Raw genomic sequence first — 12,846 nt, 5'->3', positions numbered from 1 at the left:
CGTCGTACGTACAGAACTGTGCCCCAACGCGCACCGAGTGACACTTCCGGCCATGCCGCGAAGGCCGTAACAGGCGTTACAGGTGCCCGGGATTCCCCCTGCCCGCAGCAGGGGACCCAAGCCTTCGTCTGCAGCCGCCTTGCGCATCACGGCAGTGTCCGAGTTAACCGCAACAAGGACTCAGGTATGCGTTTTCACTTCCCGATCGTCATCATCGACGAAGATTTCCGTAGCGAGAACACCAGCGGCTCCGGCATCCGCGAGCTGGCCAACGCCATCCAGGCCGAAGGCATGGACGTGATCGGCTACACCAGCTACGGCGACCTGACTTCGTTCGCGCAGCAGCAAAGCCGCGCCGCCGGCTTCATCCTGTCGATCGACGACGAGGAATTCCAGACCGACGAAGATGCCACCTCGGCACTGGGCGGCCTGTACGGTTTTGTCGCCGAAATCCGCCGCCGCAACCCGGACATCCCGGTGTACCTGTACGGCGAGACGCGCACCGCGCGCCACATCCCCAACGACATCCTGCGCGAGCTGCATGGTTTCATCCACATGCACGAGGACACCCCGGAATTCGTGGCGCGCCACATCATCCGTGAGGCCAAGAGCTACCTCGACACCCTGGCGCCGCCATTCTTCCGCGCGCTGGTCAACTACGCGCAGGATGGCTCCTACTCCTGGCACTGCCCCGGCCACTCCGGCGGCGTGGCCTTCCTGAAATCGCCGGTCGGCCAGATGTTCCACCAGTTCTTCGGCGAGAACATGCTGCGCGCCGACGTGTGCAACGCGGTGGAAGAACTCGGCCAGCTGCTGGACCACACCGGCCCGGTGGCGGCGTCGGAACGCAATGCGGCGCGCATTTTCAGCTCCGACCACTGCTTCTTCGTCACCAACGGCACCTCGACCTCGAACAAGATCGTGTGGCACAGCACCGTCGCCGCCGGCGACATCGTGCTGGTCGACCGCAACTGCCACAAGTCCAACCTGCACGCGATCATGATGACCGGCGCCATTCCGGTATTCCTGATGCCGACGCGCAACCACTACGGCATCATCGGCCCGATCCCGAAGGCGGAATTCTCGCTGGACGCGATCCGCGCCAAGATCGCGGCCAACCCGTTCGCCCGCGAGGCACTGGCCAAGAACCCGAACGCCAAGCCGCGCATCCTGACCATCACCCAGTCCACCTACGACGGCATCATGTACAACGTCGAGGAAATCAAGGGCATTCTGGACGGTGAGGTCGACACCCTGCACTTTGACGAAGCGTGGCTGCCGCACGCCAGCTTCCACGACTTCTACGGTGACTTCCACGCCATCGGCGAAGGCCGTCCGCGCTGCAAGGAGTCGATGATCTTCTCGACGCAATCCACGCACAAGCTGCTGGCCGGCATCTCGCAGGCGTCGCAGATCCTGGTGCAGGACCCGCAGAACCGCCAGCTGGACACCCACAGCTTCAACGAAGCCTACCTGATGCACACCTCCACCAGCCCGCAGTACGCGATCATCGCCAGCTGCGACGTGGCGGCGGCGATGATGGAACAGCCGGGCGGCCAGGCGCTGGTGGAAGAATCGCTGGCCGAGGCACTGGAATTCCGCCGCTCGATGCGCAAGGTGGACGAGGAGTACGGCGAGGACTGGTGGTTCCGCGTGTGGGGCCCGGAAAAGCTGTCGGAAGACGGCATCTGCGACCCGCAGGACTGGGAGCTGAAAACCGGCGAAACCTGGCACGGCTTTGCCGGCATCGAGGACGGTTTCAACCTGCTGGACCCGATCAAGGCCACCATCCTGACCCCGGGCCTGAACGTGGACGGCAGCTTCGAAGAGCTGGGCATCCCGGCGTCGATGGTGACCAAGTACCTGGCCGAACACGGCGTGGTGGTGGAAAAGACCGGCCTGTACAGCTTCTTCATCATGTTCACCATCGGCATCACCAAGGGCCGCTGGAACACGCTGCTGGCGGCGCTGCAACAGTTCAAGGACGACTTCGACAAGAACCAGCCACTGTGGCGCTGCATGCCGGACTTCATCGCCAAGCATCCGGAGTACGAGCGCGTCGGCCTCAAGGACCTGTGCCTGAAGATCCACCGCGCCTACCACGAGCACAACGTGGCGCGGCTGACCACCGAGATCTACCTGTCGGAAATGGTGCCGGGCATGAAGCCGTCGGACGCGTTTGCCAAGATGGCGCACCGCGAAGTGGAGCGCGTGCCGGTCGACCAGCTGGAAGGCCGCATCACCGCGGTACTGCTGACCCCGTACCCGCCGGGCATCCCGCTGCTGATCCCGGGCGAAGTGTTCAACAAGACCATCGTCGATTACCTGCGCTTCACCGAGCAGTTCAACCGCGGCTTCCCCGGCTTCGAGACCGACGTGCACGGCCTGATCGCCGAAGTCCGTGACGGCAAGAAGACCTACTTCGTGGATTGCGTCAAGGCCTGATCCCGAGCGCTGGCAAACGATGCGGCCAACCTTGTACAAGGTTGGCCGCATTTTTCATGGCCGCGCAGAGGGCTTACTGGTAGCCGCGAAAGGTGCGCGCGAAGCTGCCGTCGCGCAGCAGCGCCTGGTAGCTGTGGCGCAGCCGTGCCAGCGTCGCCGGTGGCGTGCCGAGGCTGGCGGCCAGGTACAGCTCCATAGTCAGCGGCAAGGGCAGCAGCTGGCGGAACTGGCGGCAATCCAGCAGCTCGCGGCGGCAATACGCCTGCAAGCTGTCCGCGGAAATCGGCACCGCATCGATCCAGCCCAGCTGCAGCCGGCGCAGATTGGTTTCCATATTGTCGGCGACATCCAGCCCGGCGTGACGGTTGGCGCTGGCCTCGGCAAAACCCTGCTCACGCAGCCACTGGCCGCGCACATCCTGGTTGCTGATGCCGATGCGCAGGCGACCCGCCTCCGCCAGCGTGCTGGCACGCAGGTCGCGACGGCTGACCAGCGCATACAGCGCCACCCGCTCCGAGCCCAGCCGCCCCAGCCAGTGGAACTGCGCCTCGCGCGCCGGGGTGCGCGCCAGCGAATAGATCAGCACGTTGGGCTGGTGGCTGGCCAGCGCCATGCTGCGCGCCCACGGATAGACATGATGCTGGAACGGCAGCCCGGCATGACGCAGCAACTGCTCGACAAAGCGCGGCGCCGGCCCCTGCAGGCGCTGGCCGACGATGAAATTGAACGGCGGCGCGTCTTCGGTCACCACCTTGAGCATGGCATGTGCCCCCGCCAGCAGCGGCTGCAGGCAGCAACAGGCCAGCAACAGAGCATTCGCAAGCCGCATAAGCCCTCCGCGACGGGACAAGGGAGCCTCTTGCTGCGTTGTAGCCCACCGCGGCACGCGGCACAAGCCGGCCGCCAACAGCGCGCGCCGGCCCCGGCTCCGTAGCGCTACGGAACGCCGGCCGCCGGCGGCAATGCCATAATGGCAGCATGACACCCCTGCGCCCCTACCTGCTGCCCGCCAGCTGGCTGCTGCTGAGCCTGCTGGCGGGCGGCGTGCTGCTGCTGGCCGGCTTCAGCCAGCAACGCAGCCTGTTCCAGCAGAACAGCAGCATCGCCCACCGCCTGCTCAGCCAGAAGATGGTGCAGCACGAGGCGGTGCTGGCCACCCTCGCGCTGCAGCAACGGCCGCCGCCAGCGGCGGAACTGCTGGCCGGCCTGCGCCCGGCGATGCCGCAGCTGCTGGCGCTGGGCCTGCGGCAGGACGGCCGCTGGCTGGGCAGCGGCAGCACACCGCCGCCACTGGCCGCCACGCTGGCACGGGCGCGGCAACAGCGCCGCATCCAGACCCAGGCCGCCGGGGTCGCGCAATACTGGCTGGTGGCACCGTCCGGCTGGAGCCTGCTGCTCGACAGCCGCCGCCTGCTGGCGGCCAGCGAATGGCCGGCCACGCTGCAGCGGGTGCAGCTGCAACTGCCCGGCGGCAACAGCGTGCTGCTGAGCCAGCCGATGCCGGACTGGGGCTGGCCGATGGCGCTCTACAAGCCGCTGCCGACCAGCGCGCAGCCGTTCACCTTTCACAGCCAGCAGCGCTACGGCATCGCGCAGTGGCCGTGGCTGAGCTGGTTGGCCACGAGCGCGGCACTGGCGCTGCTGCTGGCGTGGCAGCACAGCCGCCGCCAGGCGCGGCAACAGGCGCAGCGCGAGCGGGAACAGGCAAGGTTGGCCGCGGTCAGCCGCCTCAGCACCCTCGGCGAGATGGCCGCCGGCATGGCGCACGAGCTGAACCAGCCGCTGACCGCCATCCTCGCCAACCTGCGCGCCTGCCAGCGGCTGCTGGACGACGACGACGAGCGCGACACGGTGCGCCAGGCGCTGGCCAGCAGCGCGGCGCAGGCCAAGCGCGCCGGCGACATCATCGCCCGCCTGCGCGCGCTGGTGACGCAGCAGGCGCCGCGGCCACTGGCCGCCGTCGACAGTGCCGCACTGCTGGCCTCGGTGCAGGACCTGCGCCAGGCCGAGCTGGCGGCGCTGGGCATCCGCCTGCACTGCCTCGATGCCAGCGGCGGGCGGCGGCCGCTGGCCGACAGCGTGGCGCTGGAGCAGATCGTGCACAACCTGCTGCAGAACGCGGTCGACGCGCTGGCCGGCCAGCCCGGCAGCATCGAGATCCGCGCCGACAGCGACGCCGGCCGCTACCGACTGCAAGTCAGCGACAGCGGCCCCGGCATCGCCGCCGCCGACCTGCCGCAGCTGTTCCAGCCGTTTTTCAGCACCAAAGCCGGCGGCATGGGGCTGGGACTGAGCCTGTGCGAGACACTGGCGCACAGCCTGCACGGCCAGCTCACTGCGGCCAACCTGCCCGCCGGCGGCGCCTGCTTCACGCTGCGCCTGCCGCTGGCCGACGAGGACAACGCATGAACCAGCAGCACTCTCCACTGATCTACCTGGTCGACGACGACGACGCGGTGCGCGAGGCACTGGCACTGCTGCTGAAAAGCGTCGGCCTGCGCGCCGAGGGCTTTGCCAGCCCGCAGCAGTTCCTCGCGCAGCACGACCGCCACAGCATCGGCTGCGTGGTGCTCGACATCCGCATGCCCGGCATCAGCGGGCTGGACGTGCTCGACACCCTCGCCGCCGGCAGCGACCTGCCGGTGATCATGCTCACCGGCCACGGCAACGTCGACCTCTGCCGCCGCGCGTTCAAGAACGGCGCCGAGGAATTCCTGCAGAAACCGGTCGACGACGACGTGTTCCTCGACAGCGTGCAAAAAGCGGTGCGCCAGCACATCGCCCGCCGCGACAAGCAGGCCGCCAGCCTCGCCGCGCAGCAGCGGCTGCAACGGCTGTCCGGACGCGAACTGGACGTGCTGCAGCGCATCGCCGACGGCATGACCAACAAGGAGATCGCACGCGAGCTGGCGCTGTCGCCGCGCACGGTGGAAACCTACCGCGCCAACGTGTTCGCCAAGCTGGAGGTCGACACCCTGGCGCAGCTGATCCGCCACTACCTGCTGCTGCTGCCGCAGCGCTGAGCACCGCGCCGGCAATGCGCGGCACCCCGGCGTCAAGCGCGCCGGGCGGCCCTGAGCTCGCCGCCGCTCGTGCCGCGGCCAGCCTCCGGCTCCGTACTGCTACGGAGGCCGCCGCGTAATCGACCGAATATCGCGCCGGCGGCGCAGCAGCTAAGCTGATCCTGTCGTCCCCACTCATTCCGCACAGGAGCTTGATCATGATCCGTACCCTCATCGCCGTTACCCTGCTCGCCGCCAGCGCCGCCCATGCCGCCCCGGTAACCGAACGCAATATCGCGCTGGCCGATGCGCAGAAGCTGGCCAGCGACGCGGTGGCGCAGTGCCAGGCCAAGGGCTGGAACGTCGGCGTCAGCGTGGTCGACCGCGCCGGCAACCTGAAAGCCTTCGCCCGCGCCGACAATGCCGGCCCGCACACCATCGAGGCCAGCCGTGCCAAGGCGTTCACCTCCGCCTCCGCCAAGGCGCCGACCCAGGCGATGATGGAAAACGCGCAGAAGAATCCCGGTGCGGCCAACCTCACCGACATCCCCGGCTTCCTGCTGCTGGGCGGCGGTGTGCCGCTGAAGGCCGGTAACGAGGTGATCGGCGCCATCGGCATCGGCGGCGCCCCCGGCGGCCACCTCGACGAGCAGTGCGCACTGGCCGCCATCGACGCCAACGCCGCGCTGTTCAAGTAAGCCCAGCCCGCGTTTCGCAGCATGAAAAAAGCCACGCCCAAGAGCGTGGCTTTTGTTTTCCGAGGTTGAGTTGCGGCCAGGGTTGGCCGCAGGGCATACCCGCACCAAAAACATAGCCCGGCTAAGCGCCAGGCAGCGGCCAGCCGGCCATGAAAAAGCCACGCCCGGGAGCGTGGCTTGTCAGCAACTGCGTTGCGGCCAACGTTGGCCGCAACGCTTACTCCGCCAGCGCCTGCGCCAGGTCGGCGAGGATGTCGTCGATGTCCTCGATACCAATCGACAAGCGCAGCTGGCCCTCGCGGATGCCCAGCGCCGCCTTCTGCTCCGGCGGCATGCCGCCGTGCGACATGGTGTAGCTGTGGTTGACCAGCGATTCCACCCCGCCCAGCGACTCCGCCAGCAGGAACAGCTGCAGCCGGCTGGCGACGCGGCTGGCGGCGGCGCGGCTGTCTTCCTTCAGGTAGACGGTGACGATGCCGCCGAAGCGGCGCATCTGGCGGCGGGCCAGCTCGTGGCCCGGGTGTTCGGGCAGGCCGGGGAAGAACACCTTGTCGATCGCCGGATGGTTTTGCAGGAAGGCCGCCACCTTCTCGGCGTTGTCGCAGTGGCGCTCCATGCGCAGCGCCAGCGTCTTGATGCCGCGCAGGGTCAGGAAACAGTCCTGCGGCCCCGGTACCGCGCCGGCGGCGTTCTGGATGAACTTGATCGCCTTGAACAGCGCCGCGTCGTTGACCGCCACCAGCCCCAGCAGCACGTCGGAATGGCCGCCGAGGTATTTGGTGGCAGAGTGCACCACGATGTCGGCACCCTGGTTCAGCGGGTTCTGCAGGTAGGGCGTGGCGAAGGTGTTATCCACCGCCACCACCGCTCCGTGGCGGTGCGCGATCGCCGCCAGCGCGGCGATGTCGACCATGCCCAGCAGCGGGTTGGTCGGCGTCTCCAGCCACAGCAGCCTGGTGTTGCTGCTGATGACGGCCTCAAGGTTGGCCGCATCGGACAGGTCGGCAAAGGTCACCTTGATGCCCTGCGCCGCCAGCACCTTGTCGAGGATGCGGTAGGCGCCGCCGTACAGGTCGGCCACCGCGATCACCTCGTCGCCGGGCTTGAGTGTGGCGCGCAGCACCGCGTCGATCGCCGCCATGCCGCTGGCGAAGGCGAGGCCGTGCGCCGCGTCTTCCAGCGCCGCGAAGTTGGCCTCCAGCGCCGCCCGTGTCGGGGTGCCGGTGCGGGCATAGGCGAATTCCAGCGACTCGCCCACCGCGTCGTGGGCAAAGGCGGAGGTCTGGTAGATCGGTGGCATCACCGCGCGGTTGTGCTGGTGGTAGTCAAAACCGGCGTGGATCGCCTTGGTGGCAAATTTCATGGTATCCCTCGTTTCGCTCATGGCCGCATGGGGCGCGTCAGCGGGCGTGGGCGCGGCCGAAGTGGCGCTCCACCCGTTGCTGCACCTGTTCGAACAGCGCGCTCAACACCCAGTAGATCGCCGCCGCCATCAGGTACAGCGGCAGCGGCTGGAAAGTCTGCGCGATCAGGTCCTTGGTCACCATCATCAGCTCGGAGACCGTGATCACCGACACCAGCGAGGTGTCCTTGATCAGCGAGATCAGGCTATTGGCGAGGCTGGGCACCGCCAGCCGCACCGCCTGTGGCGCGATGACGAAACGCACCGCCGGCCACCAACCCAGTCCCAGCGACAGCGCCGCGTCCCACTGCCCGCGCTCGACGCCGGCCATCGCGCCGCGCAGGCTCTCCGACAGGTAGGCGGCCACGTTCAGCGTCAGCGCCAGAATGCCGGCGGTGACCGGCTCGAACTCGATGCCGACGCTGGGCAGGCCGTAGTAGATGACAAAAATCTGCACCAGCAGCGGCGTGCCGCGCATCAGGCTGACATACAGCGCCGCCAGCTGCGACAGCAGCGGCACCTGCGCGATGCGTACCAGCGCGACGGCGAAGCCCAGCGTCAGGCCCAGCACCATCGCCGATACCGCGAACAGCAAGGTATAGCCGACCCCGGTCATCAGCACCGGGACGGCGGTCATTGCCAACTCAAGCCATTCCATCATTCATCCTTCAAATACAAACGCCTCCGCGACTGGCGGAGGCGTCAAGGTTGGCCGCAGCGCTCAGCGTGCGCCCGGAGCCTTCGATACGTCGATGCCGAACCACTTCACCGAGATTTTCTTGAAGCTGCCGTCCTTGTGCAAGGCATTCAGCGCGCCGTCCAGCGCCACCTTGAACTTCGGATTGCCCTTGGCGAACGGGATGCCCATCTGCGTCGCGCTGCCCACCGCGGCGCCTGCCTTCAGCGGCAGCTTGGCTTCCTTGATCGCGAACGGGATCAGCAGGCTGTCGTTGATGCCGGCGTCGATGCGGCCGGTGGCCAGATCCTGGAAGATTTCCGGTGCCGACGGGTAGAACTTGGACTCGATGCCGCCCTGCGCCTTCACCATCTCGGCGTAGTTGCTGCCCTGGGTCACGCCCATCTTCTTGCCGGCGAGGTCAGCCAGGCTCTTGAAGCTGCGCTTCTCGTTCTTGCGCACGATCAGCTGCGCGCTGGAGATGGTGTACGGCTGCGAGAAGTCGAACACTTCCTTGCGCTTGTCGGTGATCGACACCTGGTTCAGCACCACGTCGAACTTGCCGCCCTGCAGACCGGCCAAGAGGCCGCTCCACTCGCCGGTGATGAACTCCGGCTTCAGCTTCAGCTTCTGTGCCAGTGCCGCGCCCAGCTCCACTTCAAAACCGGTCAGCTTCTGGTCCTTGTCCTTGAAGTTGAACGGCGGATAGGTGCCTTCCAGCGCGATCTTCAGCGTGCCACGCTGCTGCACGGTGTCCAGCAGGTCGGCAGCGTAAACGTTGGCCGCAACGCCCAGCAGCGTCAGGGTAAGCAGAACTTTTTTCATTTTTTATTCCTTTTTGATATTGATTTCAAAATCAATAAAACAGAAAGAACTATAACAAAGCCGACCGCTTTGCTCCAGCCTTGGCAGCGAATGAAAACGCATAAGGAAATCACCAAAAGCGGATAACAGCGGTGCCGGGTCAGCGGCAATCCAGAGCGCGATTGTACGCAATATCCCGCGCGCTGGCGCGGAAGTATTGCCAGTCGCCGGCAAGGCGGCCCCGCCGCGCCATAGCCCGCCGGCAAAGAAAAAGCCCGGCGGCGCCGGGCTTGCTGATGCCGTCGCGGCCAGCACGGCCGGGAACGGGCTTAGACGTTGAACAGGAAGTTCAGCACGTCACCGTCCTGTACCACGTAGTCCTTGCCTTCGGCGCGCATCTTGCCGGCTTCCTTGGCCTTGGCTTCGCCGCCGTAGGCGACGAAATCAGCGTAGGAGATGGTCTGAGCGCGGATGAAGCCGCGTTCGAAGTCGGTGTGGATCACGCCGGCCGCCTGCGGCGCGGTATCGCCGACGTGGATGGTCCAGGCGCGCACTTCCTTCACCCCGGCGGTGAAGTAGGTCTGCAGGCCCAAGAGCTTGTAGCCGGTACGGATCAGGCGGTTGAGGCCCGGCTCTTCCAGGCCCATGTCGGCGAGGAATTCCACCTTGTCGGCATCGTCCAGATCAGCGATTTCGCTCTCGATGGCGGCACACAGCGCCACCACCGGCGCGCCTTCCGCCTCGGCCAGCGCCTTCAGCTTGTCCAGGTGCGGGTTGTTGTCAAAACCGTCTTCCGCCACGTTGGCGACATACATCGCCGGCTTGATGGTCAGCAGGCACAGCGGCTTGAGCAGCGCGATCTCGTCCGCGTCCAGCTTCATGCTGCGTACCGGCTTGCCTTCGTTCAGGTGCGGCATCAGTTTTTCCAGCAGCGCCACCAGCTTCTGCGCGTCCTTGTCGCCGGCGCGGGCCTTCTTGCCGTCGCGGATGATCGCCTTTTCCACCGCCGACATGTCGGCCAGCGCCAGTTCGGTGCCGATGGTTTCCAGGTCGGCGATCGGATCGACACGACCGGCAACGTGCACCACGTTGTCGTCGTCGAAGCAGCGCACCACGTTGACGATGGCGTCGGTCTCACGGATGTTGGCCAGGAACTTGTTGCCGAGGCCCTCGCCCTTGGAGGCGCCAGCCACCAGACCGGCGATGTCGACGAATTCGACAATGGCCGGCTGGGTCTTCTGCGGGTTGACGATCTTGCACAGCTCGTCCAGACGCGGATCCGGTACTTCCACGATGCCGACGTTCGGCTCGATGGTGCAGAACGGATAGTTGGCCGCTTCGATACCGGCCTTGGTCAGTGCATTGAACAGGGTGGACTTGCCGACGTTGGGCAGACCGACAATACCGCATTTCAGACTCATGGGAATTCCTCGAATTTTCCGGCCTGCGCGCTTGGCGCCGCAGGCATTGACCGGTGGCATTGTACCACCTGGCCGATCATTTTTTGTGCACTCTGGCTTGGCCGCAGGCTGCGGCCAACGTTTACTTGGCGGCGGTGTGCAGCGTTTTCATCGCCGCCGCGCTGTTGCCGGCCAGCACGTCCGGCATCACCTGCAGCGCCTTGGCGATGGCGTCGTCGATCGCCTGCTGCTCTTCGGCGCGCGCCTTTTTCAGCACGAAGTTGGCGACCTCGTTACGGTCGCCGGGATGGCCGATGCCCAGGCGCAGGCGCCAGAAGTTGGGCGAACCGAGCTTGGCGATGATGTCCTTCAGCCCGTTGTGGCCGCCGTGGCCACCGCCCTGCTTCAGCCGCGCCGCGCCCGGCGGCAGGTCCAGCTCGTCGTGCACCACCAGGATTTCTTCCGGCGCGATCTTGTAGAAACGCGCCAGCGCGCCCACCGCCTGGCCGGACAGGTTCATGTAGGTCATCGGTTTTAGCAGCCACAGATCGCCTGTGGCCAACGTGGCGCGCGATACCTCGCCGAAATACTTGCCCTCGCCACGCAGCGGCGTCTTGTGCTGCCAGGCCAGTTCGTCCACCAGCCAGAAGCCTGCGTTATGGCGCGTTCTTTCGTATTCCGGCCCGGGATTTCCCAGTCCCACCACCAGACGGATTGCCGACATTCTCTTGACCCCAACAATGAAAAACCCGCTGCAGAGAGTATCAGCAGCGGGCCTCGTACCGCACCGTCAAACGGTGAGGCGCTTAAGCATTACACGCGAGCGAAGTCGATGTGCAGCACCAGTTGCTTGAACGGGTGGTTCTGGAAAGCAGCAACTTTAACTTGCTCTTTCTGACCGTCGATCACCAGTTCCAGCACTTCGTTGTGGAAGGCTTCGGTTTTCAGCGCGTAGTACATGGTGTTGTGGTCCAGGGTGATGGACACGGCTTCTTTACCTGCGCCGTAAACAACAGCAGGGGTTTGACCAGCGCGACGCAGGCGGCGGCTCGCACCAGTACCTTCCAGAACGCGCTTGGTAGCGATAACTTCGATTGCCATTTGAATAACTCCAGTTAGCTTTGCAGCTTGATTTAAATCTCCAGCCCACCGCGACCAGTGGGCTGAACGTTTACGGCAGGCAGGCGCCCGACGAAACCAGATCCTCATTGAAGAGGTAGGACACCGATTCTTCGTTGTTGATGCGACGCAGGGTTTCTGCGATCAGGCCACCAATCGATACCACGCGGATGCGGGTGCTCTGCTTGGCTTGCGCCGACAGCGGAATGGTATCGGTAATCACGACCTGGTCGATGTCCGAATTGTTGATGCGATCCACGGCCTGTCCGGAGAAGATGGCGTGGGTTGCGTAAGCCAGTACGCGCTCGGCACCACGCTCTTTCAGCGCGGAAGCGGCCTTGCACAGCGTATTGGCAGTGTCGATCATGTCGTCGATGATCAGGCAGGTACGACCCTGCACATCACCGATGATGTTCATCACTTCGGCCACGTTGGCTTTCGGACGACGCTTGTCGATGATGGCCAGATCGGTATTCAGCGCCTTGGCCACGGCACGGGCACGGACCACGCCACCGACGTCCGGGCTGACCACGATCAGGTCTTCGATGCGCTGCGAGCGGATGTCTTTCAGCAGCACCGGGGTGGCATACACGTTATCCACCGGCATGTCGAAGAAGCCCTGGATCTGGTCGGCGTGCAGGTCAACGGTCAGCACGCGGTCGATACCGGCGCTGGTCAGCATGTTGGCCACCAGTTTGGCGGTAATCGGCACCCGGGCAGAGCGCGGACGACGATCCTGGCGGGCGTAACCGAAGTACGGAATCGCGGCGGTGATACGACCGGCGGAGGCGCGTTTCAGCGCGTCGGCCATGGTCAGGATCTCCATCAGGTTGTCGTTGGTCGGCGCACAGGTCGACTGCAGGATGAACACGTCGCGACCGCGCACGTTCTCCAGCAGCTCAACGGCGACTTCGCCATCGCTGAATTTGCCGACATCGGCACGTCCCAGCGAAATGTCGAGGTGCTTGACCACGTTTTGCGCCAGTTCCGGATTTGCCGTCCCGGTGAAGACCATCAAACTATCGTATGCAGCCATAAAAGAATTGCCTTAAATCGGTAGATAAAGAAAAAGCGTGTAAGGAGCCTTACACGCTTTTTTTCTTAGTTTACTCTCGTAAGCCTGGCTGAGGAGGAAGGATTCGAACCTTCGCATGCCGGAATCAAAATCCGGTGCCTTAACCAACTTGGCGACTCCCCAGTATTCTTTAAATTGTGCAGGGTATTGGCTGAGGAGGAAGGATTCGAACCTTCGCATGCCGGAATCAAAATCCGGTGCCTTAACCAACTTGGCGACTCCCCA

13 protein-coding genes and 2 tRNA genes are annotated in these 12,846 nt (G+C 65.1%); 4 read left to right on the top strand and 11 right to left on the bottom strand.

Going from position 1 to position 12,846, the window contains the following annotated elements; genetic code table 11:
- Window positions 1–186: 186 nt before the first annotated feature.
- Window positions 187–2,445: an arginine/lysine/ornithine decarboxylase gene (locus NOM55_RS04290; protein ID WP_120809399.1), complete on the top strand. Its 2,259-nt coding sequence runs from the start codon at window positions 187–189 to the stop codon at window positions 2,443–2,445.
- Between the two features lie 73 nt (window positions 2,446–2,518).
- On the opposite strand, the gene NOM55_RS04285 is transcribed toward NOM55_RS04290, so the two are convergent.
- Entirely contained in the window at window positions 2,519–3,274 is a 756-nt protein-coding gene (locus NOM55_RS04285; RefSeq protein ID WP_255907647.1) for an ABC transporter substrate-binding protein, read from the bottom strand.
- Between the two features lie 149 nt (window positions 3,275–3,423).
- Here NOM55_RS04285 and NOM55_RS04280 point away from each other — a divergent pair, with 149 nt between their 5' ends.
- The 3 genes from NOM55_RS04280 (at window position 3,424) to NOM55_RS04270 (ending at window position 6,145) form a co-directional block, all read left to right on the top strand.
- Complete coding sequence (locus NOM55_RS04280; RefSeq protein WP_255907646.1) at window positions 3,424–4,854, top strand: sensor histidine kinase; 1,431 nt, start codon at window positions 3,424–3,426, stop codon at window positions 4,852–4,854.
- Complete coding sequence (locus NOM55_RS04275; protein WP_120809402.1) at window positions 4,851–5,468, top strand: response regulator transcription factor; 618 nt, start codon at window positions 4,851–4,853, stop codon at window positions 5,466–5,468. Before NOM55_RS04280 ends, NOM55_RS04275 begins: the two co-directional genes overlap by 4 nt.
- 197 nt (window positions 5,469–5,665) lie before the next feature.
- On the top strand, window positions 5,666–6,145 hold the full coding sequence (locus NOM55_RS04270) for a heme-binding protein (protein ID WP_047967962.1): 480 nt from the start codon (window positions 5,666–5,668) through the stop codon (window positions 6,143–6,145).
- 217 nt (window positions 6,146–6,362) lie between these two features.
- Here the strand turns inward: NOM55_RS04270 and NOM55_RS04265 are convergent, their stop codons facing one another.
- The 10 genes from NOM55_RS04265 to NOM55_RS04220 all read right to left on the bottom strand — a co-directional run bounded on the left by NOM55_RS04265 (window position 6,363) and on the right by NOM55_RS04220 (window position 12,846).
- Window positions 6,363–7,529 carry a cystathionine gamma-synthase gene (locus tag NOM55_RS04265; protein WP_255907645.1) on the bottom strand — a complete coding sequence of 389 codons (1,167 nt, stop codon included), beginning with the start codon at window positions 7,527–7,529 and terminating at the stop codon, window positions 6,363–6,365.
- Between the two features lie 16 nt (window positions 7,530–7,545).
- Window positions 7,546–8,184 carry an amino acid ABC transporter permease gene (locus NOM55_RS04260; protein ID WP_255907644.1) on the bottom strand — a complete coding sequence of 213 codons (639 nt, stop codon included), beginning with the start codon at window positions 8,182–8,184 and terminating at the stop codon, window positions 7,546–7,548.
- A gap of 84 nt (window positions 8,185–8,268) precedes the next feature.
- On the bottom strand, window positions 8,269–9,048 hold the full coding sequence (locus tag NOM55_RS04255; protein WP_047967960.1) for a transporter substrate-binding domain-containing protein: 780 nt from the start codon (window positions 9,046–9,048) through the stop codon (window positions 8,269–8,271).
- Between the two features lie 3 nt (window positions 9,049–9,051).
- Complete coding sequence (locus NOM55_RS04250; RefSeq protein WP_255907643.1) at window positions 9,052–9,342, bottom strand: hypothetical protein; 291 nt, start codon at window positions 9,340–9,342, stop codon at window positions 9,052–9,054.
- 14 nt (window positions 9,343–9,356) lie between these two features.
- Window positions 9,357–10,448, bottom strand: a complete 1,092-nt coding sequence (gene ychF, locus NOM55_RS04245; RefSeq protein WP_255907642.1) for a redox-regulated ATPase YchF — start codon at window positions 10,446–10,448, stop codon at window positions 9,357–9,359.
- A 121-nt stretch (window positions 10,449–10,569) separates the two neighbouring features.
- Window positions 10,570–11,151 carry an aminoacyl-tRNA hydrolase gene (gene pth, locus NOM55_RS04240; protein ID WP_255907641.1) on the bottom strand — a complete coding sequence of 194 codons (582 nt, stop codon included), beginning with the start codon at window positions 11,149–11,151 and terminating at the stop codon, window positions 10,570–10,572.
- Window positions 11,152–11,240: 89 nt separating this feature from the next.
- Window positions 11,241–11,528, bottom strand: coding sequence for a 50S ribosomal protein L25 (rplY, locus tag NOM55_RS04235; RefSeq protein ID WP_047967957.1), 288 nt, complete (start codon window positions 11,526–11,528; stop codon window positions 11,241–11,243).
- A gap of 70 nt (window positions 11,529–11,598) precedes the next feature.
- On the bottom strand, window positions 11,599–12,582 hold the full coding sequence (locus NOM55_RS04230) for a ribose-phosphate pyrophosphokinase (protein ID WP_120809408.1): 984 nt from the start codon (window positions 12,580–12,582) through the stop codon (window positions 11,599–11,601).
- 85 nt (window positions 12,583–12,667) lie between these two features.
- Window positions 12,668–12,744, bottom strand: a tRNA-Gln gene (locus NOM55_RS04225).
- A 25-nt stretch (window positions 12,745–12,769) separates the two neighbouring features.
- Window positions 12,770–12,846: transfer RNA gene (locus tag NOM55_RS04220), tRNA-Gln, on the bottom strand.

The organism is Vogesella sp. AC12 (assembly GCF_024437575.1).
GTDB classification, from domain to species: domain Bacteria; phylum Pseudomonadota; class Gammaproteobacteria; order Burkholderiales; family Chromobacteriaceae; genus Vogesella; species Vogesella indigofera.
The sequence above is the reverse complement of the archived record's forward strand: the minus strand, read 5'-3'. Positions and strand labels throughout refer to the sequence as shown.

Bases quoted from the DNA above. Each gene is read 5' to 3' on its own strand.
- NOM55_RS04260 (WP_255907644.1), bottom strand. From the start codon at position 8,184: ATGACCGCCGTCCCGGTGCTGATGACCGGGGTCGGCTATACCTTGCTG.
- NOM55_RS04255 (WP_047967960.1), bottom strand. From the start codon at position 9,048: ATGAAAAAAGTTCTGCTTACCCTGACGCTGCTGGGCGTTGCGGCCAAC.
- NOM55_RS04275 (WP_120809402.1), top strand. From the start codon at position 4,851: ATGAACCAGCAGCACTCTCCACTGATCTACCTGGTCGACGACGACGAC.
- pth (WP_255907641.1), bottom strand. From the start codon at position 11,151: ATGTCGGCAATCCGTCTGGTGGTGGGACTGGGAAATCCCGGGCCGGAA.
- NOM55_RS04280 (WP_255907646.1), top strand. From the start codon at position 3,424: ATGACACCCCTGCGCCCCTACCTGCTGCCCGCCAGCTGGCTGCTGCTG.
- NOM55_RS04270 (WP_047967962.1), top strand. From the start codon at position 5,666: ATGATCCGTACCCTCATCGCCGTTACCCTGCTCGCCGCCAGCGCCGCC.
- NOM55_RS04230 (WP_120809408.1), bottom strand. From the start codon at position 12,582: ATGGCTGCATACGATAGTTTGATGGTCTTCACCGGGACGGCAAATCCG.
- NOM55_RS04285 (WP_255907647.1), bottom strand. From the start codon at position 3,274: ATGCGGCTTGCGAATGCTCTGTTGCTGGCCTGTTGCTGCCTGCAGCCG.
- rplY (WP_047967957.1), bottom strand. From the start codon at position 11,528: ATGGCAATCGAAGTTATCGCTACCAAGCGCGTTCTGGAAGGTACTGGT.
- NOM55_RS04290 (WP_120809399.1), top strand. From the start codon at position 187: ATGCGTTTTCACTTCCCGATCGTCATCATCGACGAAGATTTCCGTAGC.
- NOM55_RS04265 (WP_255907645.1), bottom strand. From the start codon at position 7,529: ATGAGCGAAACGAGGGATACCATGAAATTTGCCACCAAGGCGATCCAC.
- ychF (WP_255907642.1), bottom strand. From the start codon at position 10,448: ATGAGTCTGAAATGCGGTATTGTCGGTCTGCCCAACGTCGGCAAGTCC.